The following is a 22,179-nucleotide window of genomic DNA, read 5'->3' on the forward strand; positions in this document are numbered from 1 at the left end:
AGGACTCCTTGATGCGCCGACTTGCCAAGCCTGAAGACATCGAGGCCGTGTTCTCGATCTACGCGCACGCGGAGGTCGTGTGCCGTTCCTCACCGACGAGCCCATGCTGCGCCGCTTCGCTGGACGCTGGATGGCATGATGGCGAACCAAGCGGGGTACAGCCATGACAGATCACCAGACTTACTCGGGCAGTTGTCACTGCGGAAGAGTCAGGTTCGAACTGCAAGCCACGGTCACATACGCCATGGAATGCAATTGCTCCCTTTGTCGTCGCAAGGGTGCGCTGTGGCATGGCGCGTCAGACAAGACCCTGCGTATTGTTTCAGGCGAACAGGATCTGACCCTGTACCAGTTCGGAACGTTGACCGCCAAGCACTACTCCTGCAGGCATTGCGGCATCTCGCCCTTCACTCGGCCGCGGCTGGACCCGGCTCGATGGGCGGTCAACCTACGATGCATCGATGCACTGGATCTCTCGTCGATCGAGGTTCGCAAATTCGACGGCATGAACTGGGAAGAGGCTGCGAAAGCCATTTTTGCGAAACCGAAAGGCGCCCGGGACGACCGTTCAAGGTTTTAAGGCTGATGATGGAGACCCGATCACGTCCGGCCTCGTCTCGCAGACGTCGCAGAATCGGCCGATTGAAACTTGCAGTCGCTTCGTTCGACGAAATTTCCATGACCTCATCCGCCTTGGATCGCTTCATCTCTCAAGCCGCGGCGTTGAGCCGCACGCATTCGGAAGCCGCCGATTGCGTCCTCCATCTTGCTCCTCTGATGCTGGAACTGATCGAGGAAGCCGACGGCTTCCTGCAGCCGCAGCACTACAGAAGCGATGCCGGCGGCTATACGCGCAACCTCATCCGTGACATTCCGGACCACGGTTTGTCCCTCTATGCCCTGGTTTGGCGCCCGGGCCAATGGACGCCGGTGCACGACCATGGCAGCTGGGGTGTCGTTGGCGTGGTCGAAGGCGTGCTCGAAGAACGAAGCTACGTGCGCGTTTCGCCTGAAAGCGGCATCGACCGCGATATCGATCTTGTGCGTGGCGGGATCCTTCTGCTCGGCCGCGGTGCAGTAACGAGCTTTGTACCGAATCCGGATCACATTCACATCACGGGTGTCCCGCTCGAGCGTCCCCGCGCTGTCAGTTTGCACCTGTACGGACGCACGATGAACGACTTCAATATCTACGACGTCGCTGCGCGCACGCGCACCCGCATGCAGGTTGCGCACAACGAAAGCTGAAGGCGCGACATGAACTCGACTTCCGTGCGCCAAGCCGTTCTGGCCGATCTGGAGGAACTCGCTACGCTCTTTGACCAGTACCGCCAGTTCCAGGGGCAGGCAAGCGATGTGGCAGCCGCAGGTTCGTTTCTGCGCGAAAGGTTCGATCACGGAGAGTCGGTTCTTTTCATCTGCTATGCAGGCGCAGCGGCTGTGGGATTTGCTCAGCTCTATCCGAGTTTTTCCTCCGTCTCGCTCTCTCGGGTCTTTGTCGTGAATGACCTCTTCGTCCATCAGTCGGCGCGCCGCAAAGGCCTGGCGTCCAAGCTGCTCTCGGCCATCGAGTCATACGCCTGGTCGCTTGGATCTTCCCGCGTGACGCTGAATGTCGCGCGTGGCAACGCTTCGGCCCAGAAGCTCTACGAGGAGCGAGGCTGGAAGCAGGACGACAAATTCTTCATGTATCACCGCTTTCCGGAGAACCCTTCATGAAGGAAGGCGGCTCCCGGGCCAGGACCGGACGGTCGACGGTCTGCCAGAGTTCCTGCTCTACCCATTCCCATCCAGACGCCACCCATGCGCCGCGTGCTCTTTATCTGCAGCAGGAGCAGGCTTCGCAATCCCACCGGGCTCACTCCTGTTGGATCCCCGCCTCCTTGACCACCTTGCCCCACTTGACAAGGTCGGACTTGATCAGCGCAGCGTACTCCTGCGGCGTTCCGCCCTGTATCTCTATGCCGGCAGCCTCCAGCTTGGTCCGCACATCAGGCAGCTTCAGCGCCGCGTTGATCTCGGCATTCAGCCTGGCGATGATCGCCTTGGGCGTGCCGGCCGGCGCCAGGAAACCGCCATTCGTATTGGCGTCGTAGCCCTTGAATCCCTGTTCGTCCGCGGTGGGCACGTCCGGCAGGGACTTGGTCCGCTTGCGCGTCGACACTGCAACAGCCCGCGCATTGCCGGCCTTCACCTGCGGCAGGATGGCACTGATGGTGTCGATGAAGAGCGCGGTACGTCCGGCCAGCAGATCCGGGTGCGCGGCGGATGAACCCTTGTACGGGACCAACAGCATCGGCGCGCCGCTCGCCATGCGGAACATCTCGGCCGCCATTTCCTGCGCACTGCCGCGGCCGGAGGTCGCGACCTTGGCCTCGTCCGGATGGGCCTTCATCCAGGCCACGAACTCGGGCAGCGTCTTGGCCGGAAGCTGTGGGTAGATGGCGAACACCAGCGGAACCTCGTGGGTGTAGACGATGGGCTCGAAGCTCGTCGAAGGGTCCCAGCCGAGGTTCTTGAACAGGAACTTGTTGGTATTGTGGCTGCCGCCCACGATGCCGATCGTGTAGCCATCAGCCGCCGACTTCGCGAGGACGTCCGTGCCGAGGTTGTTGGATGCACCGGGTCTGTTGTCGACGATCACCGGTTGACCCATCGACACCGCGAGCTTGTCTCCGACGACGCGGGCAATCATGTCGATCGCGCCGCCCGGCGGGGCGGGCACGATGATCTTGATGGCGCGGGCCGGGTAAGCCGCCTCGGCCGATGTCACGGCCGGCACCGCGGCCAGGGCCGCCGAGGCTGCAAGGATCTTGATCAGGGATGTGAGTTGCATGGAAGTCTCCTTCAGGGTGGTTGTCATGTCTGCGCTCACTCGAGCGTGATCTTGCGGCTGCGGATGATCTGGGCGTAGCGGCCCTTGTCGTCGGCGATCAGCTTGGCGAACTCCTGCGGCGAGGTGGCGCGCGGCACGCCGCCCAGGCCCACGAAGCGTGCCTTGACCGCTTCGTCGGCCAGCACGGCGCGCAGGTCGGAGGCGATCTTGTCCACGACGTCCTGCGGCGTGCCCGCCGGCGCCAGCAGGCCGATCCACGAGATCGCGTTGAAGCCGGGGATCACGCTTTCCGCGAGCGTGGGGACTTCGGGAAACGCCGGCACGCGCTTGTCGCCGGTCACGGCCAGCGCACGCAGCTTGCCCGCCTTGATGTGGCCGGAGGCCTCCAGCACTGTCATGAACGACAGCTGCACATGGCCCGCGAGCAGATCCGCGATGGCCGGACCGCCGCCGCGGTAGGGCACATGCAGGATGAAGGAGCCGGTCTGGTCCTTGAACATTTCGGCCGCCAGGTGCGGGGCGCCGCCGGCGCCCGAACTGCTGTAGCTCATCTGGCCCGGCTTGGACTTGGCCAGCGCTACGAAGTCGGCCGCCGTCTTGGCCGGGATCGACGGATTGACCATCATGGCCAGCGGCAGCTCGGCCACCAGGGAGACCGGGGCAAAGGCCTTGTCGGCGTCGTAGGGCAGCTTCGGATACAGCAAGGGATTGATCGCCTGCGTACCGATGTTGCCCAGCAGCAGCGTGTAGCCGTCCGGCCTGGACTTGGCGACGAAGTCGGCGCCGATCTGCCCGGCGGCACCACCCCTGTTCTCCACGACGACAGGCTGGCTCCAGCGCCGGCTCAACTGCTCGGCGATGACGCGGCCGCCGGTGTCGGTCCCGCCGCCCGGCGGGAACGGAACCACCAGCGTCACGGGGCGGGAAGGATAGGTCTGCGCGAAGGTCGGCGCGTGGATGGCGCAGAGCGCGAGGGCCAGGGCGATTGCAAGGCGTCGGGTGCACAAGGGCGTGTCTCCTTTTATGGGTCTTAGGGGTCAGGTGCGGTCGCTGCGTCGAACGCAGGGGCTCAAGTGGTCAGGCTCATTGCCGGGCGCTCGCCTGCCAGGGCCTGGGCAACGCTGGCCAGCACCATCTCCGCCATGGCGGTGCGGGTCTCCCAGGTGGCGCTGGCGCGGTGGGCCTGCAGGGTCGCGCTGTCGGACTGGCGCAGCGCAAGCGGCACGCGCGGTTCGTCGACGAACACGTCCAGGCCCGCACCCGCAATGCGGCCGGTGGCCAGCGCTTGTGTGAGGTCGGCTTCGTTGACGAGTCGGCCGCGGGCAACGTTGACCAGGAAGCCGTGCGGTCCCAGCGCGTCGAGCACGGGCGCGTCGACTATTCCTTCGGCCTGGTCCGCGGCTGCACACAGCACCAGCGCGTCCGACTCGCGCGCCAGATCCACCAGGCTCGGTATGAAGCGGTGCGCGACGTCGTCCATGGCGCGCAGGTCGGTGTAGCGAATGGGGCAACCGAAGGCGGCCGCCCGCACCGCGACGGCGCGGCCCACCCGGCCCATTCCGACGATGCCGACGCGCATGCCGCTGAACCGGCGGGCGAGCGGAATGGCGCTGGGCTGGGGACGAAGCTCCCACTGGCCATCCCGCACGAAACGGTCGCCGGCGCACAGGTTTCGGCAAGCCGCGATCAGCAAGCCGATGGCCAGATCGGCCACGTCTTCCGTCAGCGCACCCAGTGTCGCGGTGACAGGCAGGCCACGATCCCGGCAGTACGCCAGATCCACGGCGTCGGTGCCGACGCCGTTGACGGCCACCACTTTCAGGCCAGGCAACTGCTCCAGCATGGTTCGCGAAATGCCGGTGTGCCCGCCGGTGATCACGGCGTCGATCGACGCGCCATGTTCACGCAGCCAGGCCTGCGGATCGGGGATCTCGAAGTGCTTGTGGACGACGTAGAGCGACGCGAGCTTGTCGTTGACCGCGGGAATCAGGATCGGATTGAGTTGAAGGACTTGGGGTTTCATATCGCTGGGGCATTCACGGTGGACGCATGCTAGTAATGGATTGACATGTCGGTCAATATTGATCTATATAATCAATATAGATTGACTCTGACGGCATCGCCATGGCTTCCTGGATTTCAATGAACGAGGCGTGCAGCCTTCTGGGTGTGCAACCTCAGACGATCTACGCCTACGTGAGCCGCGGCAAGCTGGAGGTCATGCCCGACCCGGCCGATACGCGGCGCAGCCTCTACCGCGCCGAGGACGTTGCGGGCTTGGCCAGGCGCAAACAGGCCGGCCGCAAGCACGAGACGCTGGCCGCCAATACCTTGTTCGGTTCGGAGCCCAGCATTCCAACCGCCCTTTGTGCGTTTTCTCGCGGGCGCCTGTACTACCGCGGTCGGGATGCCGTGAGCGTGGCCCGGACGGCCACAGTGGAAGAGGCGGCTCAGCTGTTGTGGGGCGCCGAGCACGCCGTCGATTTCTCTTCCTTGACGCCCATGCGCTCCGGCAAGCCTGGGCGAGACGCGGCCTTCGCGGCCTTGGCCAGCATGGCGGCCGCTGGGCATTCCACCGGTGGACGTCTGACCCGGGTGCTGCACGCCGAGGGCCAGAGCCTGGTGGGTCAGTTGGCCAATGCGTTCGGCGCCTCGCCAGGGCGCGAACCATTGCATCTGCGCCTTGCGAAAGGGTGGAAGCAATCTTCCAAGGTAGCTGATTTGCTGCGCACGGCCATGGTGTTGCTGGCCGATCACGAGCTGACCAGTTCAGCCTTTGTCGCGCGCATTGCCGCTTCGACAGGCGCCTCGTTGCCGGCATGCCTCCTGGCCGGCTTGACCACCCTCTCCGGCCCCTTGCATGGCGATGCCTCGGGCCGCGTCCGGGCACTGTTCAGCGAGGTGGAACGACTGGGTGATGACCAGGTGCTGGCCCACTACCTGTCGAACGGCTTGTCGCTGGCAGGATTTGGCCATCACCTCTATCCCGACGGCGATCCGCGTGCGGCCGCATTGTTGGCCTTGTTCGAGCCCCCCAAGGTGATCGCGCGCTTCATCGACAAGGCGACCAAGCTGACCGGGTTGCAGCCCAACATCGACGTCGCTCTGGCCGCCCTGGTCGCTCACAATCGACTTCCTGCCGATGCGGCCTTTGGCCTGTTCTCAACGGCGCGGAGCGTCGGGCTGTTGGCGCACAGTCTGGAGCAACTGGGCGTGGCGCAAGTCATCCGCCCACGCGGGCGCTATGTGGGCCCGACGCCCGAACCGCATGACCGCGCCTAGCAGACGTGTGCGCGGACCTTCTACCTTGCGTACAGTCCGGAAGTTCCATTGATCGTCGGCCGGGCTCGCCCCTCGACCCTGCCGGATAACGCCCATGAGTTCGCCCAGACCCCCAACCCTGCACGAGTTCGCCGTCCTGCGTGTGCTTCGCGCCGAGGCGGAGCACCTGCCGCGCACAGCCGCAAGAATGGCGGCGACCTATCTGCCCGCCATCGAGTTGCCCACCACCTGGCGGCCGGTGCTGGCACGAGCGCTCGAGGAGCGAGCCGGTGACGTGACATGTCCGCCGCTTGATGAACTGCAAGCCGAGTACGGCAGATGGGGCGCATGGCTGCCTGCCGCCTACCACGGCGATGCAACGGACGCGCGCTACTGGCTGGTGGGCCTGCAGGAACACGCGGCCGAGTATCTGCCCCGATCACCCCCGGCGCCGTAACGGAGGTAAGCACGAGCGAGCGCCAGACGGCAAGACTCGGCCTGGCAGACGCGCGTTTCGCAACGTCGCGCGGTTCCAACGCTCGGGTTCGGCAATCCGAGACATCTTCGAAGCCCGGCGTAGGAGAACAGCGCAAACCCCAAAGTCTGTGAGGTGCACAACATATAACCGCAAAGTACTCATTCCTTTCGCGGAGCGCCCATGCCTTGCAAGTGCCACGTCTTTCGCCTGACCCTTGTCGCCGTTTCCGTTGCGGCCTTGATATCGGGTTGTGGCGGCGGCGGCGGTGGTGCAAGCGGCCTGTCGGCGGCGGGCGCCGCCAAGGGAAGCACGGGCGACGGCAGCAGCAGCGGCACCGGCACCGGCACCGGCGCAGCCGATGCGACCGGCAGCGACGCCGCTGCCAAGGCCAGCAAGACCCGGCGCGCCGTGCGCACGCGCGACGACATCGAGCGCGAGCGCGAGCGCGAACGCCAAGTGCCGGCGCCCATCGACCGGGGCGATGGCCCGAAGCGCAAGAGTTCCAACCTGCAAACCGGCACCATGGCCGGCCCCGAGGTCCAGGGCCAATGGTCTTCCGCCAGCAGCTGGCCGCTCAACGCCATTCACGCCATCCTGACGCCGGACGGCAAGATCATGAGCTACGGCACCGACCCGGACGGGAACCAGGGTGCGCAGCTCTACTACGACGTGTGGAATCCGGCGACCAGCGCGCACAGCCTGCTGCAGCACACCACGCGCACAGACATGTTCTGCAACGCGCAGGTGATGCTGCCGACCACCGGGCAGGTGCTGCTGGCGGGCGGCGATACCCGCGGCCTGAACGACGGCACGCCGCCCAACCTGGGCGTGCGCGACACGAACCTGTTCGATCCGCTGCTGCTGGAACTGAAGGCCTCCGGCACGCCGATGCAGTACGCGCGCTGGTACGGCTCGCTGTATCCGCTGGCGGACGGCCGCGTGCTGACGGCCGCAGGCATCGACGAGACCGGTGCCGGTGCGGGACCGCCGGAGATCTACACGCCGGGCTCGGGCTGGAAGACGCTCGGGAAGATCGCCAACTGGCCGGCCGACTGGTACTACCCGCGCGGCTTCCTGGCGCCGAACGGCAAGGTCGTGATCGCCAGCGGCAGCAGCCTCTTCAGCCTCGATGTCGAGGCGGAGACGATGGACTCCATCGGTTCGCTGCCCAAGAACACCGACTGGACACTGCCCTGGGCGCTGTTCGATCGCGGCCGCATGATGATGGTGGACGATGAAGGCGGCGCGATGGTGATCGACGTCAATGGCGCAACGCCCGTCATCACGCCGATCGCCGGCCCCGGCACCAACCGCATCTGGAGCACGGCGACCGTGCTGGCCGACGGCAAGGTGGCCGTCACCGGCGGCTCGTCGGAAGACAACGTGCTGGTGGATACCGCCTATTCCACCCTGATCTGGGATCCGAAGACCAACGGCTGGACCACCGGCGCATCGGCCGCCAAGCCGCGGCTCTATCACTCGTCGGCGATCCTGCTGCCGGACGCGACCGTGCTCTCCGTCGGCGGCGGCTCGCCGGGGCCGGTGGTCAACCTCAACGCCGAGATCTACTCGCCGCCCTACCTCTTCGACAGCAGCGGCCAGAAGCAGGCGCGGCCGATGATCAACTCCGCGCCGTCGAAGGTCGACCTGGGCTCGACCTTCGGCATCACGGTGGCGTCGGGCCGCGCGATCCAGCGCGTGACCCTGATCCGCACCGGCTCGGTGACCCATTCGACCAACTTCGAGCAGCGCTTCCTGGAACTGCCCTTCACCCAGGAAGCGGGCAGCTCGAATGTGAGCATCAGGCTGAACGAAGGACCGAACACGCTGCCGATCGGCTACTACATGCTGTTCGTCATCGACAGCGCCGGCGTGCCCTCGGTGGCCAAGATCATGAAGGTCGATGCGAGCTGGGCCAAGGCCGCCGACCAGGGGCAGAGCTTCACCCTGCCGGCGGCGACCACGGTGCGCTATGGCAGCGGCAGCAAGTGGGTGCAGAAGACCGCATCCGGAACCGTGGCTTGCAACAACGAATTCTTCGGCGCCAATCCCGCACCGGGCCTCGCCAAGGCCTGCGAGGTGCTCACGCCGCAGGCGGCGGGCGTCGTGCCGGGCAACCAGCCGCCTTCAGGCGACAAGCTGATTGCCAACGAGGGCGGCAGTTTCAGCATGGCGAGCCCGGCCTTGGTGAGCTTCGGCGCGGACACCCGCTGGACCAGCAAGATGGTCTCGGGCAGCGCCACCTGTTCCAGCACCTTTTTCGGCATGGACCCGGCGCCGATGACGGCGAAGTCCTGTTTCGCGAACACGCCTTCCGCGCCTGCACCAGCACCTGCACCTGCACCAGCACCAGCACCAGCACCAGCACCAGCACCAGCACCAGCACCAGCACCAGCACCTGCACCTGCACCTGCGCCCGCACCGGCGCCCGCGCCCGCCCCGGCTCCCGCTCCCGGCACGGTGCTCGCTCCGGAAGGTGGCACCTTCACCGTGTCCGCCGCGACCGTAGTCAAGTACGGTGCCGATACGCGGTGGCTCACCAAGACCGTGACCGGCACGGTGAACTGCACGAACGCGTACTTCGGCAGTGATCCGGCACCTTTCACGGTCAAGTCCTGCGTCGCCGGCTGAGCCCGGTCTCCAGAAGGTCCTAGATAGGATTCCGCCAGGAACGGGCCTTTATGGGTCGGCTAATATTTGTGCACATCCAGCTCGAACTTGCAGGGCGTGCCCCCTGAACCGTTCAATCTCTATCTGCCAAATGGTCACCTGCTACCTCCGCTACGTCATCGACCCGTTCAAACTGAAGGAGTTCGAGCACTACGGCAAGCTCTGGATTCCGCTCGTCGAGAAGTTCGGTGGGCAGCATCACGGCTACTTCCTGCCATCGGAAGGGGCGAACAACATCGCGCTTGCCATGTTCACCTTTCCAAGTCTTGCGGCTTACGAGGAGTACCGCGCGACGTCCGCCAATGATTCAGAGTGCCAAGACGCATTCAAATATGCAGAAGACACGCGTTGCATCATCAGCTATGAACGCAGCTTCTTTAGACCTGTGTTCGAGTGACTAGGGACCAATCGGATACTTGGCGGCTGTCTTGTGTTCATGGGAGTCCGACGACGGGTGCCGCAAGGCGGCGCGAATTGGCCGGATCGCGAAACACCAGCGGATGCTCGACCGCGCCGGCCGGGTCGCGCACGGCCGCGCGCTGCACCGCCTCCACCACCCGTTGGTGGTCCGGGCTCTTCGCGCACACGGGATCGGCGGCGGCCGGGTCGTTGGCCAGCAGGTAGGCCTGGCAGCGGCAGCCGCCCAGGTCCTGTTCGCGCATGTCGCAGCTCGCGCAGGGCTCCTTCATCCAGCCGGTGCCGCGGTAGCGGTTGAAGCCTTCGGATTCGAACCAGATCTCGCGCAGGCTGTGCGCCTTCACGTTCGGAAACTCGAGGCCCGGCAGCATCTTCGCGGTATGGCACGGCAGCGCCGTGCCGTCCGGCGCCACGGTGAGGAACATGCTGCCCCAGCCGTTGACGCACTTCTTGGCCCTGCCCTCGTGGTAGTCGGGCGCGACGAAGAAGATGCGCATGCGCTCGCCCAGCCGGGCGCGCCAGGCATCGGTCACTTGCTCGGCATGACGCAGTTGCTCATGCGTGGGCAGCAGGTGGTCGCGGTTCACGAAGGCCCACGAGTAGTACTGCGTGTTCGCGAGCTCGAGGTACTCGGCGCCCATCTCGTGCGCCATCTCGATGATGCGGTCGATGTGGTCGATGTTCATGCGGTGGATGACGACGTTCATCACCATCGGCCATCCCTGGTCCTTGATGATCTTCGCCACCCGGTTCTTCAACTCGAAGGTCTTGGTGTGCGAGAGGAAGTCGTTCATCTCGCGCGTGGAGTCCTGGAACGACAGCTGCACGTGGTCCAGCCCCGCGGCCTTCAGGGCGGCGGCGCGGTCCGCATTGAGGCCCACGCCAGAGGTCAGCAGGTTGGTGTAGTAGCCCAGCCGCTTGGCCTCGGCGACGATGATCTCCAGGTCGTCGCGCAAGAGCGGCTCGCCGCCCGACAGGCCGCACTGCACGGCGCCGAGCTCGCGGCCCTCGCGCAGCACCCGCAGCCAGTCCTCGGTGCCCAGCTCGCTGTCCTGCTGCGCGAAATCGACCGGGTTGAAGCAGAACACGCAGTGCAGCGGGCAGCGGTAGGTCAGCTCGGCCAGCAGCCAGAGCGGGGGGCCGGGGCGTGGTGCCTGCGTCATGCGTCCCAGCGCAGCCAGTTCTGCTGGGCCGCCAGCTCGACGAAGCCGCGTACTTCGGGCTCGAGCCCGGTGGTGCCGAAGGCCTGCTCCAGATCGGCCACGATCGCGGCCATGCTGCTTTCGCCGTCGCAGCGCTTCATGATCTCGCCCGCGCTGCCGTTGAGCCGCACCATGCCCTCGGGGTAGAGCAGCACATGGCAGTCCTGCACCGGCTCCCATTGCAGGCGAAAGCCGGGCCCGATGCGGGGCCGGCTCTCGGCGCTCAGCAGCACTTTTCCGGTCTCGCTCATGCGTTGTTCACGCCGTAGCGCGTCGCCATTGCGTCGTTCATGGCCCACAGGATGTCAAGCTTGAACTGCAGCACCTCCAGCGCGCGCTCCTGCAGCGCGCGGGTGTCGAAGTGATCGAGCGTGATCGCCAGGCCCTGCTCCACGTCGCGCCGCGCCTGGCTCACGCGGTTGCGGAAGTAATCCAGCCCCGCCGGCTCGATCCATGCGTAGTGTTCCGGCCAGGTGGACAGGCGCTGCTTGTGGATCTCGGGCGCGAACAATTCGGTCAGCGACGAGCACACCGCTTCCTGCCACGGCGCGCGGCGCGCGAAGTTCACGTAGGCGTCGACCGCGAAGCGCACGGCAGGCACCACGTGGCGCAGGTCGCGCACCTCCTCGCGGGCCAGGCCGACGGCCTCGGCGAGGCGCAGCCAGGCCTCGATGCCGCCCTCGTCCTTCACGCCGCCGAGTTCGAAGCCGTCGTGGTCCAGGATGCGCTGCACCCAGCCGCGGCGCACTTCCTGGTCGGGGCAATTCGAGAGCACCGCCGCATCCTTAATCGGGATCGCGATCTGGTAGTAGAAGCGGTTCGCCACCCAGCCACGCACCTGCTCGGGCGTGGCCCGGCCGCTGTTGAGCATGACGTTGAACGGATGGTGGATGTGGTAGCTGCGGCCGCGCTCGCGCAGGTGCAGCTCGAATTCCTCGCGGCTCCATGGCGCTGCACTTGTCCCGCTGTCGGTGGCCGGGCGGCGCATCGGGTCCTGGATCCTGTCGGCGTGCATGGTGTGTGGGCTCGCGGTCTCAGAGATGGATCGTCATCCCGTCCTCGCAGGCCTCGATGCCCGCGCGCCGCAGCGCCGCGTGCTCATCGGAGTCCTCGTCGAGGATGGGATTGGTGTTGTTGATGTGGATCAACATGCGCCGCGTGCTCGCCGGCAGCCGCGCGAGCCATTCGATCATGCCGCCCTCGCCCGACTGCGGCAGATGGCCGATGTCGCGCGCCCGCTTGGCGCCGACGCCCAGGCGGACCATCTCGTCGTCGGTCCAGAAGGTGCCGTCCACCATGACGGCGTCGGCATTGGCCATGGCATCGAACACGGGCGGCGTGATGGCGCCCAGGCCCGGCGCGTAGAACACGCTCCTGCCGCTCTTGCGGTCTCGGATGGTGATGCCGATGTTGTCGCCGGCCACCGGATGCTCGCGGTGCGGCGAATACGGCGCCGCTTTGCCGCTCAGCGCCAGGGCGCGAAAGACCAGATCGGGCACGCCGGGCACCTCGAAGGCACTGCCGTCGATCGCGACCGGATGCCGCGCCACGCCGCAGTAGTGCGATAGCACACGCAGCACCGGATTGCCCTGGCTCAGGTCTTCCGCCACCGGGTCCGTGCACCACAGCGGCAGCGGCGTGCCGCGCTCGCGCAGCATGAAGAGACCGGTCGCATGGTCGACCTGCCCGTCGATCAGCACCACGCCCGCGATGGCGCTGTCGCGCAGCTTGCGCGCCGGCTGCAGCACGGGGTTGCTGCGGATCTGCTCCAGGATATCGGGCGAGGCATTGAACAGGACGCCGTCGTCGCCCTCGTCGGGGCGCACGAAGATCGAGGACTGCGTGCGCGGCTTGGCGCGCACGGTGCCGGCGCGCACGCCTGCGCAGTTGCGGCAGTTGCAGTTCCATTGAGGAAAGCCACCGCCGGCGGCCGAGCCCAGAACAGTGATGCGCATCGAAAAAAAAAGGAAAAGATGGGGGTCGAAACAACCCGCCCCGGGAGTGCCGGGGCGGGTCGTCACGAGGCGCGCACTCAGCGGGCGCTGACGTACATCGTGATCTCGAAGCCGAAGCGAAGATCAGTGGCCGTCGGTGTTTCCCATTTCATGTGTGTGTCTCCTGGAAGCGTTGCACGGCGCCGGTTGGCCGCCGCGGGGATCCGTGGTGTCCCTTGCGCATCTTGGACCGCGCGGCCGCCGCACTCCAGCCATGAAATCATGAATCGCAGTTCATGATTTTCATGAATAGCGGCGCACGGGCCGGCGCTTACCATGGCCCCGTGCTCCCTTCTGGCCTGTACTCCGATTCGCCGCCCCTGCGCACCCACGCACTGGCGGTATCGCACGGCCATGTGCTGCATGTGGAGGAAAGCGGCGATCCGGCGGGCATCTGCGCGCTCGTGCTGCACGGCGGGCCCGGTTCGGGCTGCTCGCCGCTGCTGCGCCGCTTCTTCGATCCGGCGCGCTTTCGCGTGATCAGCGTCGACCAGCGCGGCGCAGGCCGCAGCCGTCCGCGCGGCGCGATCGCGCACAACCGCACGGTCGAGTTGCTGGAAGACCTGCGCATCGTGCGCGAGCGGCTCGAGCTGCCGCGCTGGCTGGTGGCCGGCGGCTCCTGGGGCGCCACGCTGGCGCTCGCCTATGCGGGCTTCGAGCCGCAGGCCGTGGCAGCCCTGCTGCTGCGCTCGGTGTTCCTTCCTGCGAGCGAGGAGATCGAGGCCTTCTTCCAGGACACGCCGGGCCGCGCGCCCGCCGCCTGGGCGCGCTTCGCGGCGGTGGCGCCGGCCGATCAGCGCCACGACATGCTGGGCTTCCTGGCCCACGCGCTGCAGCAGGCGCCGAGCGCAGGCAACGCGCAGATGCAGCGGCGGCTCGCGCTCGCGTGGTGGCGCTGGGAGCAGACGCTGGCTGGCGGCACGGCCGTGGCCCCTGCCGAACTCGACCCTGAGCCGGAGACGCTGGATGCGCTGGTGGACCGCTACCGCGTGCAGAGCCACTACCTGGTCCACCGCTGCTGGCTCGATGCGCCCCCGCTGCTCGATCGCCTCGGCGCGCTGCCGCAGGTGCCCACCCTGCTGCTGCACTCCCGCGACGACCGCGTCTGCCGGCCGGAGGGCGCGCAGGCGGTGCACGAGCGCCTCGCGCACAGCCGGCTTCGCTGGGTCGACGGCGCGGGCCACGATCCGTCGCATCCGGCGATGGCGTCCGCAATGGTCGCCGCACTCGACAGCTACGCGCTGCACGGCCATTTCGGAGACGGGCCTCCACGATGACGCTGCGCCTGAAGATCAACCTGATCGTCAGCCTGCTGACCCTGCTGTTCGTCGCCGCCATGCTCGCGCTGCAGCTGCGCGCCATGCGCGAATCGGTGCAGGAGGAGGTGGTGGCGGCCAATCGCGTGGCTGCCCAGCTGCTGAACCGGACGGCCTGGCTCTACGCGGCGCAGGGCACGCCGGCGATGCTGGCCTTCCTGCAGGGCGTGGGCCGGGTGCGCTCCAACGACATCACGCTGCTCGACGACGAGGAACAGCTGCTGTACAGCTCGCCGACCTCGATCTACAAGGCCGGCCGCGATGCGCCGGATTGGTTCGCCGGCCTCGTCTCGCCACCGCCCAACGAGATGTCGATCGCCTTTCCCGGCGGCAAGCTGATCGTGCGCTCCAACGCGTCGCGCGCGGTGCTCGATGCCTGGGACAGCGCCGTGCTGCTGATGCTCAGCGCCCTCGGCCTGCTGCTCGTCGTCAATGCGCTCGTGTTCTGGCTGGTCGGGCGCGCCACGCGGCCGTTCGCGGACATCGTGGATGCGCTGAACCAGCTCGAGAGCGGGCGCTTCGACGTCGCGCTGCGCGCCCTGCCGGGCACCGAGGCGGCCGCCATCGGCGCCGCCTTCAACCGCATGGTCGGCATGCTGCAGCAGCACATCGAGACCGAGCGGCGCGCGGTACGGGCAGAGAGCCGCCTGTCAGAGAGCCGCGAACTGGGCCGCTGGGTCGACCAGAAGATCGAACAGGAACGCCGGCTGATCGCGCGCGAGCTGCATGACGAGCTGGGGCAGTCGGTCACCGCGATGCGCAGCATGGCCTTGTCGATCGCCCAGCGCATGGAGCTGCTCGATCCGCAGGCCGAGCAGGCGGCGCGGGTGATCGCCGACGAATCGGCGCGTCTCTACACCGCGATGCACGGCATGATCCCGCGCCTGACCCCGCTGGTGCTCGACAAGTTCGGGCTGGTGGCGGCGCTCGAGGACCTGGTCGAACGCACACGAACCAGCCACGGCGACGTCCAGGTCGAATGGCAGCTCGGGCTCGAGCTCGACCGCGTGCCCCTGGACACCGATGCCGCGCTCGTGCTGTACCGCGCCGCGCAGGAGGGCATCACCAACGCCCTGCGGCACGGGCAGGCGCAGCGCATTGTGCTGGCCTTGCATGGCGACGAGGAAGCGGTGAAGCTCTCGCTCACCGACGACGGGCGCGGCCTGCCGGGCCCCGACGCGGTGCGGGACGCGGGCGCGGGCCACTACGGCCTGCGCTGGCTCGCCGAGCGGATCGAGAATCTGGGCGGCGAATTGCGACTTGAACCTGCGGCGCCCAGCGGTGCCCAATTGACGGTGCGGCTGCCCTTGCCGGTGGCCGGCGCGGAGAACCCATGAACCAGGCGAACCAAGAGACTGCAACGATCCGGGTGATGCTGGTCGACGACCATGCGCTGGTGCGCATGGGCTTTCGCATGCTGCTGGCCGACGCGAAGATCGAGGTGGCGACTGAAGCCGACACCGGCGAGCAGGCCTGCCAGGACTACCCGCAGGTCCGGCCCGACGTGGTGGTGATGGACCTGTCGATGCCCGGCATGGGCGGCCTCGAAGCCCTGCGGCGCCTGCTCGCTCACGATCCGAAGGCGCGCGTGCTCGCGTTGTCGGCGCACGAGGACAGCGCGCACCCGCGCCGCGTGCTGCGCGCGGGCGCCCTGGGCTACCTGGCCAAGCGCAGCGCCCCCGAGGCGCTGATCGCGGCGGTGAAGGCCGTGGCGCGCGGCGAGCGCTACATCGACGCCCATACCGCGCAGGCACTGGCCACGGCGCAGATCGAGGGCGACGCGAATCCGGCCGATCTGCTCAGCGAGCGCGAGTTCTCGGTCTTCATCCAGCTCGCGCGCGGCATGACCGTGGCGCAGATCGCCGCCGCGCTGAACCTCTCGGTCAGCACGGTGGGATCACACCTGTACCGCGTCAAGCAGAAGCTGGGGGCGAGCAACCAGGCGGAGCTGACCTGGGTCGCGCTGCGGTGGGGCCTGGTCCAGGTGTAGATGGCGCGCGAGGATCAGAACGTGACCTTGACCGAGGGCGCGCTGCGCCGGGCCTCGCCGTGGAACACGGCCTCGATGTTGTTGCCGTCGGGGTCGAGCACGAAGCAGGCGTAGTAGCCTGGGTGATACGGCCGCTCGCCGGGTGCTCCGTTGTCCGTGCCGCCATGCGCGAGCGCGGCCTTGTAGAACGCGTCGACCATCGCTTTGTCTTGGGACTGGAAAGCCAGGTGGAGGCGCCCGGTCAGCTGGCCCTGAGCGGCTGCGCTGTCGGCGGTCGAGACGAAAAGCTCGTCGGCCCAGAAATAGTCCTCGCCAGTGCCGCCCATCGGAATCTTCAGCGCCTCGAAGACAGCCGTGTAAAAGGCTTGACTCGCGGCGAGATCCCTCACGACGAGCTGGATGTGATCGATCAGGCGCCCGCGGTGCAACTCCTGTGTTTCCATGCATACGCTCCTTTGACTTTGGTGCGGTCGACCGCCGGCCTGCCGACGAGACGTTCGCGCCAGTTTGCGCCCGGCACTCACGATTTCGCAAGCAGGTCGCGCATGCAAGCGTGATTCGACAACCGGCGATCTCCATGCATCGTGGCTCGTGCGCGCGCGCAGCCCAGAACGGACGGGCCAGGGCCGTGCACTGTGCGGCCCCGCTGGGTCACCTTCCGGTCGGCAGCTCGCCTGCTGCCAGTCGCACCAGCAAGGGCGCCATCTGCTCGAGCCTGATGCAATAGTCGGGGTGGTCTCCGCGGATCACGCTCAACGGCATGTCAGCGTCAACCGCCTCGCCGGGGTCCTGGACCACACAGACGCCGCCCGCTGCTTCGATCGCGGTGGATCCGCGCGTTCCATCGTGGGAGCCGCCGGTCAGGACCACGCCGATCACACGCTTGCCGTACACAGCAGCGGCCGTCTCGAACAGCCCGTCCACGGAAGGCCCGGCGTCGGAGAGTGCCCCGCAGGCCTCGAGCGCAATGATTCCCGGCTGCGCAATCCGCATGTGATGGCTCAGCGGCGCCAGCACGATGCGACCGCGAAGGAGGGGAGCGCCGTGCGTTGCAAAGCCGACCGGCAACTGCGAATAGCTGCCGAGTATCTGCTGCACCGACGAGGCCGGCTGAGAGGCGATGTCCAGGGCGACGAGGATCGCGGCCTCGAACGCGCGCGGCAGCGCGCCGGCGACCTTGCAGAGCGCCGTCAAGCCGCCCAGCGCCGCGCCGATCACGATGATGTCGCGTGGTTCGCGTTTGAGCAGTTGCCCGGCGGGACTCGCCGAATGCGGCCATGACTCAACAGGAGGTTGGACGGCGGCCATGCGGGTCCATGGCCTCCGCGATCAAGGCAATCTGGTGTCGCCCCTGATCGCGGGCCACTCGCAGGTTCGAGAGCGGGATGTCGAATAGCAAGTTGCGAAGAGCGGCGACGAGTTCGCTTGCCCCTGCCGTCTTCTCGATGTAGATGTCGGCGCCGGCCTCGATGCAATCGTCCGCCACGTCAACGGCGGGCGACGCCGAATAGACGGCCAGCGGCACGTCGGGGAACTGCCGCTTGACCTTGTGAACCCCGGAGCAACCCGTCGCGTCGGGCAGGTTCAGGTCCAAGAGGATCAAGCCGGGTGGTCCCATCGCATCCACGCTCGGCATGAGTTCGCCCAGGCATCCGACTTCCACGACCTTCCGGTGGGGGTGCAGTCTGCGCATCACCATGGCAATGGCGTCGCGCATCATGGCGTGATCATCGACGACATAGATGCTCATCGTGGCGCGCGCACAGAAGGCTGTGGAGCGATGCTCAAGCCCATCTCAGCCATTGCGGCCGCTTGTCGGCCATCCATACGACTCCCGTCGAGGTACGCACGCACGAGGATTTGGGCTGTAACTTTGGAGGTGGTCATGGGCTTTCCCCCGCTCGGAGTCGGGAGCCCCACCATATCGCAGGCACTCTGGGAACTCTGTGCGGCGGCGAACGGAGCGTCGAAAAGAACTAGGGAGAAGCTGGATGTCCGACGCGTCGGCCGCAAGCTACTCGAGCAGATCCGCGTAGCCCTTGCGGTCAGCGGCGTAGCAGCCGCATGCCGCCGCTTCGAGTCCGGCGCGGTCGAGCACCGTGAGATCCCCCCGCGTGTATTCGATCAGGCCGCTTTGCTGCAGCATGCCCGCTGCCGCGGTGATGCCGACGCGGCGCACGCCCAGCATGTAGGCCAGGAATTCATGCGTCATCCGGAAACTGTCGCAATGCGCGCGGTCCTGGCTCATGAGCAGCCAGCGCGCGAGCCGTGGACCGATCTCGTGGAAGCGAAGGCAGGTCGCCGATGTGGTCAGCTGGGCCATCAGGACGCACACGTACCGGTCCAGCACGCGCTGAAAGGCTTCGCTCGCTGCCAGTTCCGCCTGAAAGGCCTTGCTGCTGATGCGCCATGCGGAGCCCGGCCCCTGCACCACAGCCCGCAGCGGCGCGGTCAGCACGCCCAGTGCGACATGCGCACCGACCATGCCTTCCCTGCCGACCATTCCGACTTCCAGGTAGGCACTGCCATTGGTCGTTGCGACCAGCGAAATGAAGCCGTCGACGGGGAAATAGACGTAGGGGGTCGACTCGCCGGGTACGGATAGCACGTCCGCGAGGACGAGCTGCACTTCTTCGCAGCGCGAAAGAAACTTCAGACGATCACTGCGCGGGAGCAGCTTGATCAGGTGATTCTGGACAGTGGCCATATCGGCCTCCCATGTTGCTCGCGCCTCCGAATGACGGGGCGAACAGGAGCAGAACGCTGGGGCCGATTGCCGTTTCGAGTGGATGTAGGGAGTATGCGCCCCAGCGCGCCGCTCTGGGGCTTATTTCGCCCGCTCGTCGGGGCTTCGTGCGCTGCCGGAGGAAATCCCGGACATCCGCCCTTCAAGCGCGCTCGAGAATCGGCCAGCCGGAATGCAGCGCCAGGGCGCGCAGGCGCTCGTCCGGGCACACCGCCACCGGATCCGAGACCGCCCCCAGGAGCGGCAGGTCGCTGATCGAGTCGGAATAGAACCACGATCGCTCGAGTGCCTCGAGCGACACGCCTCGCGTTGCCAGAAAGCGCTGCACGTGCATCAGCTTGTGGGCGCCGAAGCACGGGTCGCCGTCGATCGCGCCGTCGAGCGCATCGTCGACGACCAGCGACTGCGTCGCCAGCACGTCGGCAACGCCGAACAGCCGGCCGAAGGGCTCGGCGATGAGCCAGGTGGTGGCGGTCACGATCGCGCAGAGATGGCCCGCGTCCTGGTGCCTGCGCACCAGTGCACGCATCGCCTCGGGCACCTGCGGCGCCATCTCGGCCTCGAACTCGGCCGCCCATTGGCGCAGCACGGCGAGACCGTAGCTTGCCAGCGGCGCGACGCTGACCTGGTGCAGCTCGCGGATGTCCAGCGTGCCGGCGACGTACTGCTGGCAGTAGCCCAGGTAGACCGACTCCGCATCGGCCGGCAGCACGCCGCGCGCGACCAGGAAGCGCGTCCAGGCCATGCCGCTGTCGAACGGGATCAGGGTGTGGTCGAGATCGAACAGCGCGAGCTTCATGGCGGGGCCGGGATCGAAACGCACATCACGCCGCCGAAACCTCGTGCGCCCGGCGCTGGAGCTGGAGCTGCGCCGGCAGCGCGCCGCGCAGCGCGTTGCACACCACGAGCGCCTGCGCCGCCTGCAGGTCTTCCCGGCGCAGCGTGCGTTCGGCAGCCTGCCACGCGGGATCCTCGAGCAGCACCTCGCGCATCACGCCGGGCAGCGCGCCATCGGCAACCGGCGGCGTCCACCAGCGCCCCTCGATGCGCGCGAACAACGTGCTGCGTCCGCCTTCGGCGAGCCGGCCGTCGGCCGTGAAGAACAGGGTGTCGAAGGCGCCGGCGCCTTCTGCGGCACGCACGCCGGCGTCGTAGTGCTGGCGCAAGGTGGTCTTGTAAGCGGCCAGGGGGTTCGCATCGGGCAATGGCTCGCCGGCAGTCAGCAGCTTCACTGCGCCGCTGGCCAGGGGGGCCAGCGGCGTGTGCGTGAGGCGAAGCCGCCCGTCATGCGCCAGCGCCAGGCGCAGGCGCGAGGGCCGCGCCTGCGCGAGGGCCGGTAGCGCATCGCGCAAGGCCGCGAGCGCTGCATCGCGGTCGAAGGCGAAGCCCAAGGCGCGGGCGCTGCGCGCCAGCCGCGCCAGGTGCCGCTCCAGGTGCCGGATGCCTTCCCGCGTCGCATGCATGGTCTCGAACAGCTCGAAGCCGGGGTCGAGGCCGGTGAGGAAGCGGGCCTTGAGCCGGCACTCTTCGAACTCGTCGGCAGCGCGGCTGTCCTGCACGATGCCGGCGCCGATGCCGATTCGCAACGGCCGCAGGCCGCCGGCCTCGGCGCCGAGCGTGAGCGTGCGGATCGCCACCGACAGGCAGAAGTCGCCGACGCGTGCGCCGGGCGGCGGCGCGTCGACCCAGCCGATCGCGCCACAGTAGAGCCCGCGCGGCGTGCTCTCCAGCCCGGCGATCCATTCCATCGTGCGGTGCTTGGGTGCACCGGTGATGGAACCGCAGGGAAACACCGCGCGCAGCAGTTCGGGCATGCCGACCCCGGCGCGCAGCCTCGCCTCAACGGTCGAGGTCATCTGGAACACCGTGGCGTAGGGTTCGACGGCGAAGAGGGCCGGCACCTTCACCGAGCCGATGCGCGCCACGCGGCCGATGTCGTTGCGCAGCAGGTCGACGATCATCACGTTCTCGGCGCGGTTCTTGGGGTCCGCCGCAAGCAGGCGCGCCATCTCGCTGTCGCCCTCGGGCGCGCCGCCGCGCGCGGCCGTGCCTTTCATCGGACGCGCTGTCAGCACGCCGGCGTCATGGCGCAGGAAGAGCTCGGGCGAGCACGACAGCACGTGCGTGACATCGCCCTCCCCCTCCTTCTCGCCCTGCGGCAAGGCGATCAGCGCGCCGTAGGCCACGGGCTGGCGCGCGCGCAGCCGCCGGTACAGGCTGACGGGCGAACCGTAGCTTCGGCCCTGCATCCGGTAGGTGAAGTTGACCTGGTAGGTCTCTCCCGCGGCGATGGCGGCGTGGATGCGCGCGATGGCATCGGTGAAGGCGGCCTCGTCGACGCTGGAGGCGAGCTCCATCACGCCGGCGGGCTGCGGCTCGCCGCCCTCGCCGGGCTCGCACTGCGCGAGCCAGCTGCCGACCCCGTCGGCCGAAAGCCTGGCGCAGCGGCGAAACATCAGCACCCGCAGCGCGGACGCATCGTCCGCCGCCAGCCGCGCCTGGCCGGCATGCAGCAGCTTGGCGCCCCATTCGTAGTCGGCCAGAAGCACCGCGTGCAGGCCTTGCCGCAGATCGGCGTCGACCTGGTCCCACACGGTGTCGAGACTCGCCGGGTCGGTGCAACGGTGCTGGCGGACATAGCCGGTGTACAGCCGGCTGGTCGGCCGCTCGCGCGTCGAGGCGCAGTCGTCGAGCAGCGCGAAGCTGAGAAAGTCCCTAGGCATTCAGCTCCAGTCGTCCATGTCGTGCTTGATCCGGTGGCGGTTGGCGATCAGTTCGTCCACCGAGGGCTCGTTGTTCAACGCGCGCCGGATCGCGAGCTTGGTGGCCTCGTAGTTGGTGCGGTACATGTCTTTCTTGTCGAGATTGTCGTCGCTGGCGCATCGCGGATCGATCCACACCAGGCTGATGATGCATAGCTCGTTGGCCAGGTCCTTGGGAAGGATGCCCTCGATCAGGCAATCGACCACCGCGTCGGCCGTCGCGCCCTGCACGACGCCGCCGAAGAGCTCGATGTTGGCCGTGTCCTTGAGCGTGACCTTCGGCACCATGATGGTCGCCGGGCGCACGAGCTGATTGCAGGCGCGGATCGCGAACATCGCGGTATGGCCCTTGCTCTGCGCCATCATGCCGGCGAAGGCGATGCCGACCGGCCCGTCGGTGAGGCCGATCAGGATCTCCGGCATGGCGTCGGTGAACTGGCCGTCCTTGGCGAGCACGGTGGCCTCGCCGGCGCGGAAGAGATAGGGATGCGTCACAGAAACTCCAGG

General features: G+C 67.4%; 25 protein-coding genes. 10 read left to right on the forward strand and 15 right to left on the reverse strand.

Features of this window, described 5'->3' with window-relative positions:
• Positions 1-163 precede the first annotated feature (163 nt).
• The 3 genes from AC3A6B_RS02120 to AC3A6B_RS02130 all read left to right on the forward strand — a co-directional run bounded on the left by AC3A6B_RS02120 (position 164) and on the right by AC3A6B_RS02130 (position 1,719).
• Positions 164-580 (forward strand): GFA family protein, encoded by a 417-nt coding sequence (locus tag AC3A6B_RS02120; protein WP_487835087.1) that lies wholly within the window; start codon positions 164-166, stop codon positions 578-580.
• A 62-nt stretch (positions 581-642) separates the two neighbouring features.
• Positions 643-1,248 carry a cysteine dioxygenase family protein gene (locus tag AC3A6B_RS02125; RefSeq protein ID WP_487835088.1) on the forward strand — a complete coding sequence of 202 codons (606 nt, stop codon included), beginning with the start codon at positions 643-645 and terminating at the stop codon, positions 1,246-1,248.
• A gap of 9 nt (positions 1,249-1,257) precedes the next feature.
• Entirely contained in the window at positions 1,258-1,719 is a 462-nt protein-coding gene (locus AC3A6B_RS02130; protein WP_487835089.1) for an N-acetyltransferase family protein, read from the forward strand.
• 139 nt (positions 1,720-1,858) lie between these two features.
• Here AC3A6B_RS02130 and AC3A6B_RS02135 read toward each other — a convergent pair whose 3' ends face one another.
• From AC3A6B_RS02135 to AC3A6B_RS02145, 3 genes are all read right to left on the reverse strand, one after another.
• Complete coding sequence (locus AC3A6B_RS02135; protein ID WP_487835090.1) at positions 1,859-2,836, reverse strand: Bug family tripartite tricarboxylate transporter substrate binding protein; 978 nt, start codon at positions 2,834-2,836, stop codon at positions 1,859-1,861.
• Positions 2,837-2,871: 35 nt separating this feature from the next.
• The gene (locus tag AC3A6B_RS02140; RefSeq protein WP_487835091.1) at positions 2,872-3,843 is read right to left on the reverse strand and encodes a Bug family tripartite tricarboxylate transporter substrate binding protein; all 972 of its coding nucleotides are present in this window, start codon (positions 3,841-3,843) and stop codon (positions 2,872-2,874) included.
• Positions 3,844-3,905: 62 nt separating this feature from the next.
• A complete protein-coding gene (locus AC3A6B_RS02145) occupies positions 3,906-4,859 on the reverse strand; it encodes a 2-hydroxyacid dehydrogenase (protein WP_487835092.1) in 954 nt (317 codons plus the stop codon).
• Positions 4,860-4,960: 101 nt separating this feature from the next.
• On the opposite strand from AC3A6B_RS02145, the gene AC3A6B_RS02150 reads away from it, so the two are divergent.
• The 4 genes from AC3A6B_RS02150 to AC3A6B_RS02165 all read left to right on the forward strand — a co-directional run bounded on the left by AC3A6B_RS02150 (position 4,961) and on the right by AC3A6B_RS02165 (position 9,642).
• A complete protein-coding gene (locus AC3A6B_RS02150) occupies positions 4,961-6,118 on the forward strand; it encodes a citrate synthase (protein WP_487835093.1) in 1,158 nt (385 codons plus the stop codon).
• Positions 6,119-6,212: 94 nt separating this feature from the next.
• On the forward strand, positions 6,213-6,554 hold the full coding sequence (locus AC3A6B_RS02155) for a hypothetical protein (RefSeq protein ID WP_126839765.1): 342 nt from the start codon (positions 6,213-6,215) through the stop codon (positions 6,552-6,554).
• Between the two features lie 201 nt (positions 6,555-6,755).
• Positions 6,756-9,206, forward strand: coding sequence for a galactose oxidase early set domain-containing protein (locus AC3A6B_RS02160; protein ID WP_487835094.1), 2,451 nt, complete (start codon positions 6,756-6,758; stop codon positions 9,204-9,206).
• A gap of 130 nt (positions 9,207-9,336) precedes the next feature.
• Positions 9,337-9,642, forward strand: coding sequence for an NIPSNAP family protein (locus tag AC3A6B_RS02165; RefSeq protein ID WP_487835095.1), 306 nt, complete (start codon positions 9,337-9,339; stop codon positions 9,640-9,642).
• Between the two features lie 37 nt (positions 9,643-9,679).
• On the opposite strand, the gene pqqE is transcribed toward AC3A6B_RS02165, so the two are convergent.
• From pqqE to pqqA, 5 genes are all read right to left on the reverse strand, one after another.
• Positions 9,680-10,825: a pyrroloquinoline quinone biosynthesis protein PqqE gene (gene pqqE / locus AC3A6B_RS02170; protein WP_487835096.1), complete on the reverse strand. Its 1,146-nt coding sequence runs from the start codon at positions 10,823-10,825 to the stop codon at positions 9,680-9,682.
• Complete coding sequence (pqqD, locus tag AC3A6B_RS02175) at positions 10,822-11,115, reverse strand: pyrroloquinoline quinone biosynthesis peptide chaperone PqqD (RefSeq protein WP_487835097.1); 294 nt, start codon at positions 11,113-11,115, stop codon at positions 10,822-10,824. Before pqqD ends, pqqE begins: the two co-directional genes overlap by 4 nt.
• On the reverse strand, positions 11,112-11,879 hold the full coding sequence (gene pqqC, locus AC3A6B_RS02180) for a pyrroloquinoline-quinone synthase PqqC (protein ID WP_487835098.1): 768 nt from the start codon (positions 11,877-11,879) through the stop codon (positions 11,112-11,114). The genes pqqD and pqqC overlap by 4 nt, the downstream gene beginning before the upstream one ends.
• A 19-nt stretch (positions 11,880-11,898) precedes the next feature.
• Complete coding sequence (gene pqqB, locus AC3A6B_RS02185; protein ID WP_487835099.1) at positions 11,899-12,819, reverse strand: pyrroloquinoline quinone biosynthesis protein PqqB; 921 nt, start codon at positions 12,817-12,819, stop codon at positions 11,899-11,901.
• Positions 12,820-12,896: 77 nt separating this feature from the next.
• The gene (gene pqqA, locus AC3A6B_RS02190) at positions 12,897-12,971 is read right to left on the reverse strand and encodes a pyrroloquinoline quinone precursor peptide PqqA (RefSeq protein ID WP_010100094.1); all 75 of its coding nucleotides are present in this window, start codon (positions 12,969-12,971) and stop codon (positions 12,897-12,899) included.
• Positions 12,972-13,142: 171 nt separating this feature from the next.
• Here pqqA and AC3A6B_RS02195 point away from each other — a divergent pair, with 171 nt between their 5' ends.
• The 3 genes from AC3A6B_RS02195 to AC3A6B_RS02205 are packed head-to-tail and all read left to right on the forward strand — an operon-like array spanning position 13,143 to position 16,164.
• Positions 13,143-14,135 (forward strand): alpha/beta fold hydrolase, encoded by a 993-nt coding sequence (locus AC3A6B_RS02195; RefSeq protein ID WP_487835100.1) that lies wholly within the window; start codon positions 13,143-13,145, stop codon positions 14,133-14,135.
• Complete coding sequence (locus AC3A6B_RS02200) at positions 14,132-15,511, forward strand: ATP-binding protein (RefSeq protein WP_487835101.1); 1,380 nt, start codon at positions 14,132-14,134, stop codon at positions 15,509-15,511. Before AC3A6B_RS02195 ends, AC3A6B_RS02200 begins: the two co-directional genes overlap by 4 nt.
• Positions 15,508-16,164, forward strand: coding sequence for a response regulator (locus AC3A6B_RS02205; RefSeq protein WP_487835102.1), 657 nt, complete (start codon positions 15,508-15,510; stop codon positions 16,162-16,164). The genes AC3A6B_RS02200 and AC3A6B_RS02205 overlap by 4 nt, the downstream gene beginning before the upstream one ends.
• A gap of 14 nt (positions 16,165-16,178) precedes the next feature.
• On the opposite strand, the gene AC3A6B_RS02210 is transcribed toward AC3A6B_RS02205, so the two are convergent.
• The 7 genes from AC3A6B_RS02210 to fae form a co-directional block, all read right to left on the reverse strand.
• Complete coding sequence (locus AC3A6B_RS02210) at positions 16,179-16,607, reverse strand: VOC family protein (RefSeq protein ID WP_487835103.1); 429 nt, start codon at positions 16,605-16,607, stop codon at positions 16,179-16,181.
• Between the two features lie 208 nt (positions 16,608-16,815).
• Positions 16,816-17,472, reverse strand: a complete 657-nt coding sequence (locus AC3A6B_RS02215; protein ID WP_487835104.1) for a chemotaxis protein CheB — start codon at positions 17,470-17,472, stop codon at positions 16,816-16,818.
• Complete coding sequence (locus AC3A6B_RS02220) at positions 17,447-17,914, reverse strand: response regulator (protein WP_487835105.1); 468 nt, start codon at positions 17,912-17,914, stop codon at positions 17,447-17,449. Before AC3A6B_RS02220 ends, AC3A6B_RS02215 begins: the two co-directional genes overlap by 26 nt.
• A 264-nt stretch (positions 17,915-18,178) precedes the next feature.
• Positions 18,179-18,871, reverse strand: coding sequence for a Crp/Fnr family transcriptional regulator (locus AC3A6B_RS02225; RefSeq protein WP_487835106.1), 693 nt, complete (start codon positions 18,869-18,871; stop codon positions 18,179-18,181).
• Between the two features lie 181 nt (positions 18,872-19,052).
• Positions 19,053-19,709, reverse strand: coding sequence for an HAD family hydrolase (locus AC3A6B_RS02230; protein WP_487835107.1), 657 nt, complete (start codon positions 19,707-19,709; stop codon positions 19,053-19,055).
• A gap of 25 nt (positions 19,710-19,734) precedes the next feature.
• Positions 19,735-21,633: a chorismate-binding protein gene (locus tag AC3A6B_RS02235; protein ID WP_487835108.1), complete on the reverse strand. Its 1,899-nt coding sequence runs from the start codon at positions 21,631-21,633 to the stop codon at positions 19,735-19,737.
• Positions 21,634-22,167 (reverse strand): formaldehyde-activating enzyme, encoded by a 534-nt coding sequence (gene fae / locus AC3A6B_RS02240; protein WP_487835109.1) that lies wholly within the window; start codon positions 22,165-22,167, stop codon positions 21,634-21,636.
• Between the last annotated feature and the right edge of the window lie 12 nt (positions 22,168-22,179).

The organism is Variovorax sp. Soil_C_33 (assembly GCF_057656935.1).

Bases quoted from the DNA above. Each gene is read 5' to 3' on its own strand.
- AC3A6B_RS02210 (WP_487835103.1), bottom strand. From the start codon at position 16,607: ATGGAAACACAGGAGTTGCACCGCGGGCGCCTGATCGATCACATCCAG.
- AC3A6B_RS02165 (WP_487835095.1), top strand. From the start codon at position 9,337: ATGGTCACCTGCTACCTCCGCTACGTCATCGACCCGTTCAAACTGAAG.
- pqqB (WP_487835099.1), bottom strand. From the start codon at position 12,819: ATGCGCATCACTGTTCTGGGCTCGGCCGCCGGCGGTGGCTTTCCTCAA.
- AC3A6B_RS02150 (WP_487835093.1), top strand. From the start codon at position 4,961: ATGGCTTCCTGGATTTCAATGAACGAGGCGTGCAGCCTTCTGGGTGTG.
- AC3A6B_RS02155 (WP_126839765.1), top strand. From the start codon at position 6,213: ATGAGTTCGCCCAGACCCCCAACCCTGCACGAGTTCGCCGTCCTGCGT.
- AC3A6B_RS02205 (WP_487835102.1), top strand. From the start codon at position 15,508: ATGAACCAGGCGAACCAAGAGACTGCAACGATCCGGGTGATGCTGGTC.
- AC3A6B_RS02200 (WP_487835101.1), top strand. From the start codon at position 14,132: ATGACGCTGCGCCTGAAGATCAACCTGATCGTCAGCCTGCTGACCCTG.
- AC3A6B_RS02220 (WP_487835105.1), bottom strand. From the start codon at position 17,914: ATGAGCATCTATGTCGTCGATGATCACGCCATGATGCGCGACGCCATT.
- AC3A6B_RS02225 (WP_487835106.1), bottom strand. From the start codon at position 18,871: ATGGCCACTGTCCAGAATCACCTGATCAAGCTGCTCCCGCGCAGTGAT.
- AC3A6B_RS02235 (WP_487835108.1), bottom strand. From the start codon at position 21,633: ATGCCTAGGGACTTTCTCAGCTTCGCGCTGCTCGACGACTGCGCCTCG.
- AC3A6B_RS02120 (WP_487835087.1), top strand. From the start codon at position 164: ATGACAGATCACCAGACTTACTCGGGCAGTTGTCACTGCGGAAGAGTC.
- pqqC (WP_487835098.1), bottom strand. From the start codon at position 11,879: ATGCACGCCGACAGGATCCAGGACCCGATGCGCCGCCCGGCCACCGAC.
- AC3A6B_RS02160 (WP_487835094.1), top strand. From the start codon at position 6,756: ATGCCTTGCAAGTGCCACGTCTTTCGCCTGACCCTTGTCGCCGTTTCC.
- AC3A6B_RS02230 (WP_487835107.1), bottom strand. From the start codon at position 19,709: ATGAAGCTCGCGCTGTTCGATCTCGACCACACCCTGATCCCGTTCGAC.
- pqqD (WP_487835097.1), bottom strand. From the start codon at position 11,115: ATGAGCGAGACCGGAAAAGTGCTGCTGAGCGCCGAGAGCCGGCCCCGC.
- AC3A6B_RS02135 (WP_487835090.1), bottom strand. From the start codon at position 2,836: ATGCAACTCACATCCCTGATCAAGATCCTTGCAGCCTCGGCGGCCCTG.
- AC3A6B_RS02130 (WP_487835089.1), top strand. From the start codon at position 1,258: ATGAACTCGACTTCCGTGCGCCAAGCCGTTCTGGCCGATCTGGAGGAA.
- AC3A6B_RS02215 (WP_487835104.1), bottom strand. From the start codon at position 17,472: ATGGCCGCCGTCCAACCTCCTGTTGAGTCATGGCCGCATTCGGCGAGT.
- AC3A6B_RS02145 (WP_487835092.1), bottom strand. From the start codon at position 4,859: ATGAAACCCCAAGTCCTTCAACTCAATCCGATCCTGATTCCCGCGGTC.
- pqqE (WP_487835096.1), bottom strand. From the start codon at position 10,825: ATGACGCAGGCACCACGCCCCGGCCCCCCGCTCTGGCTGCTGGCCGAG.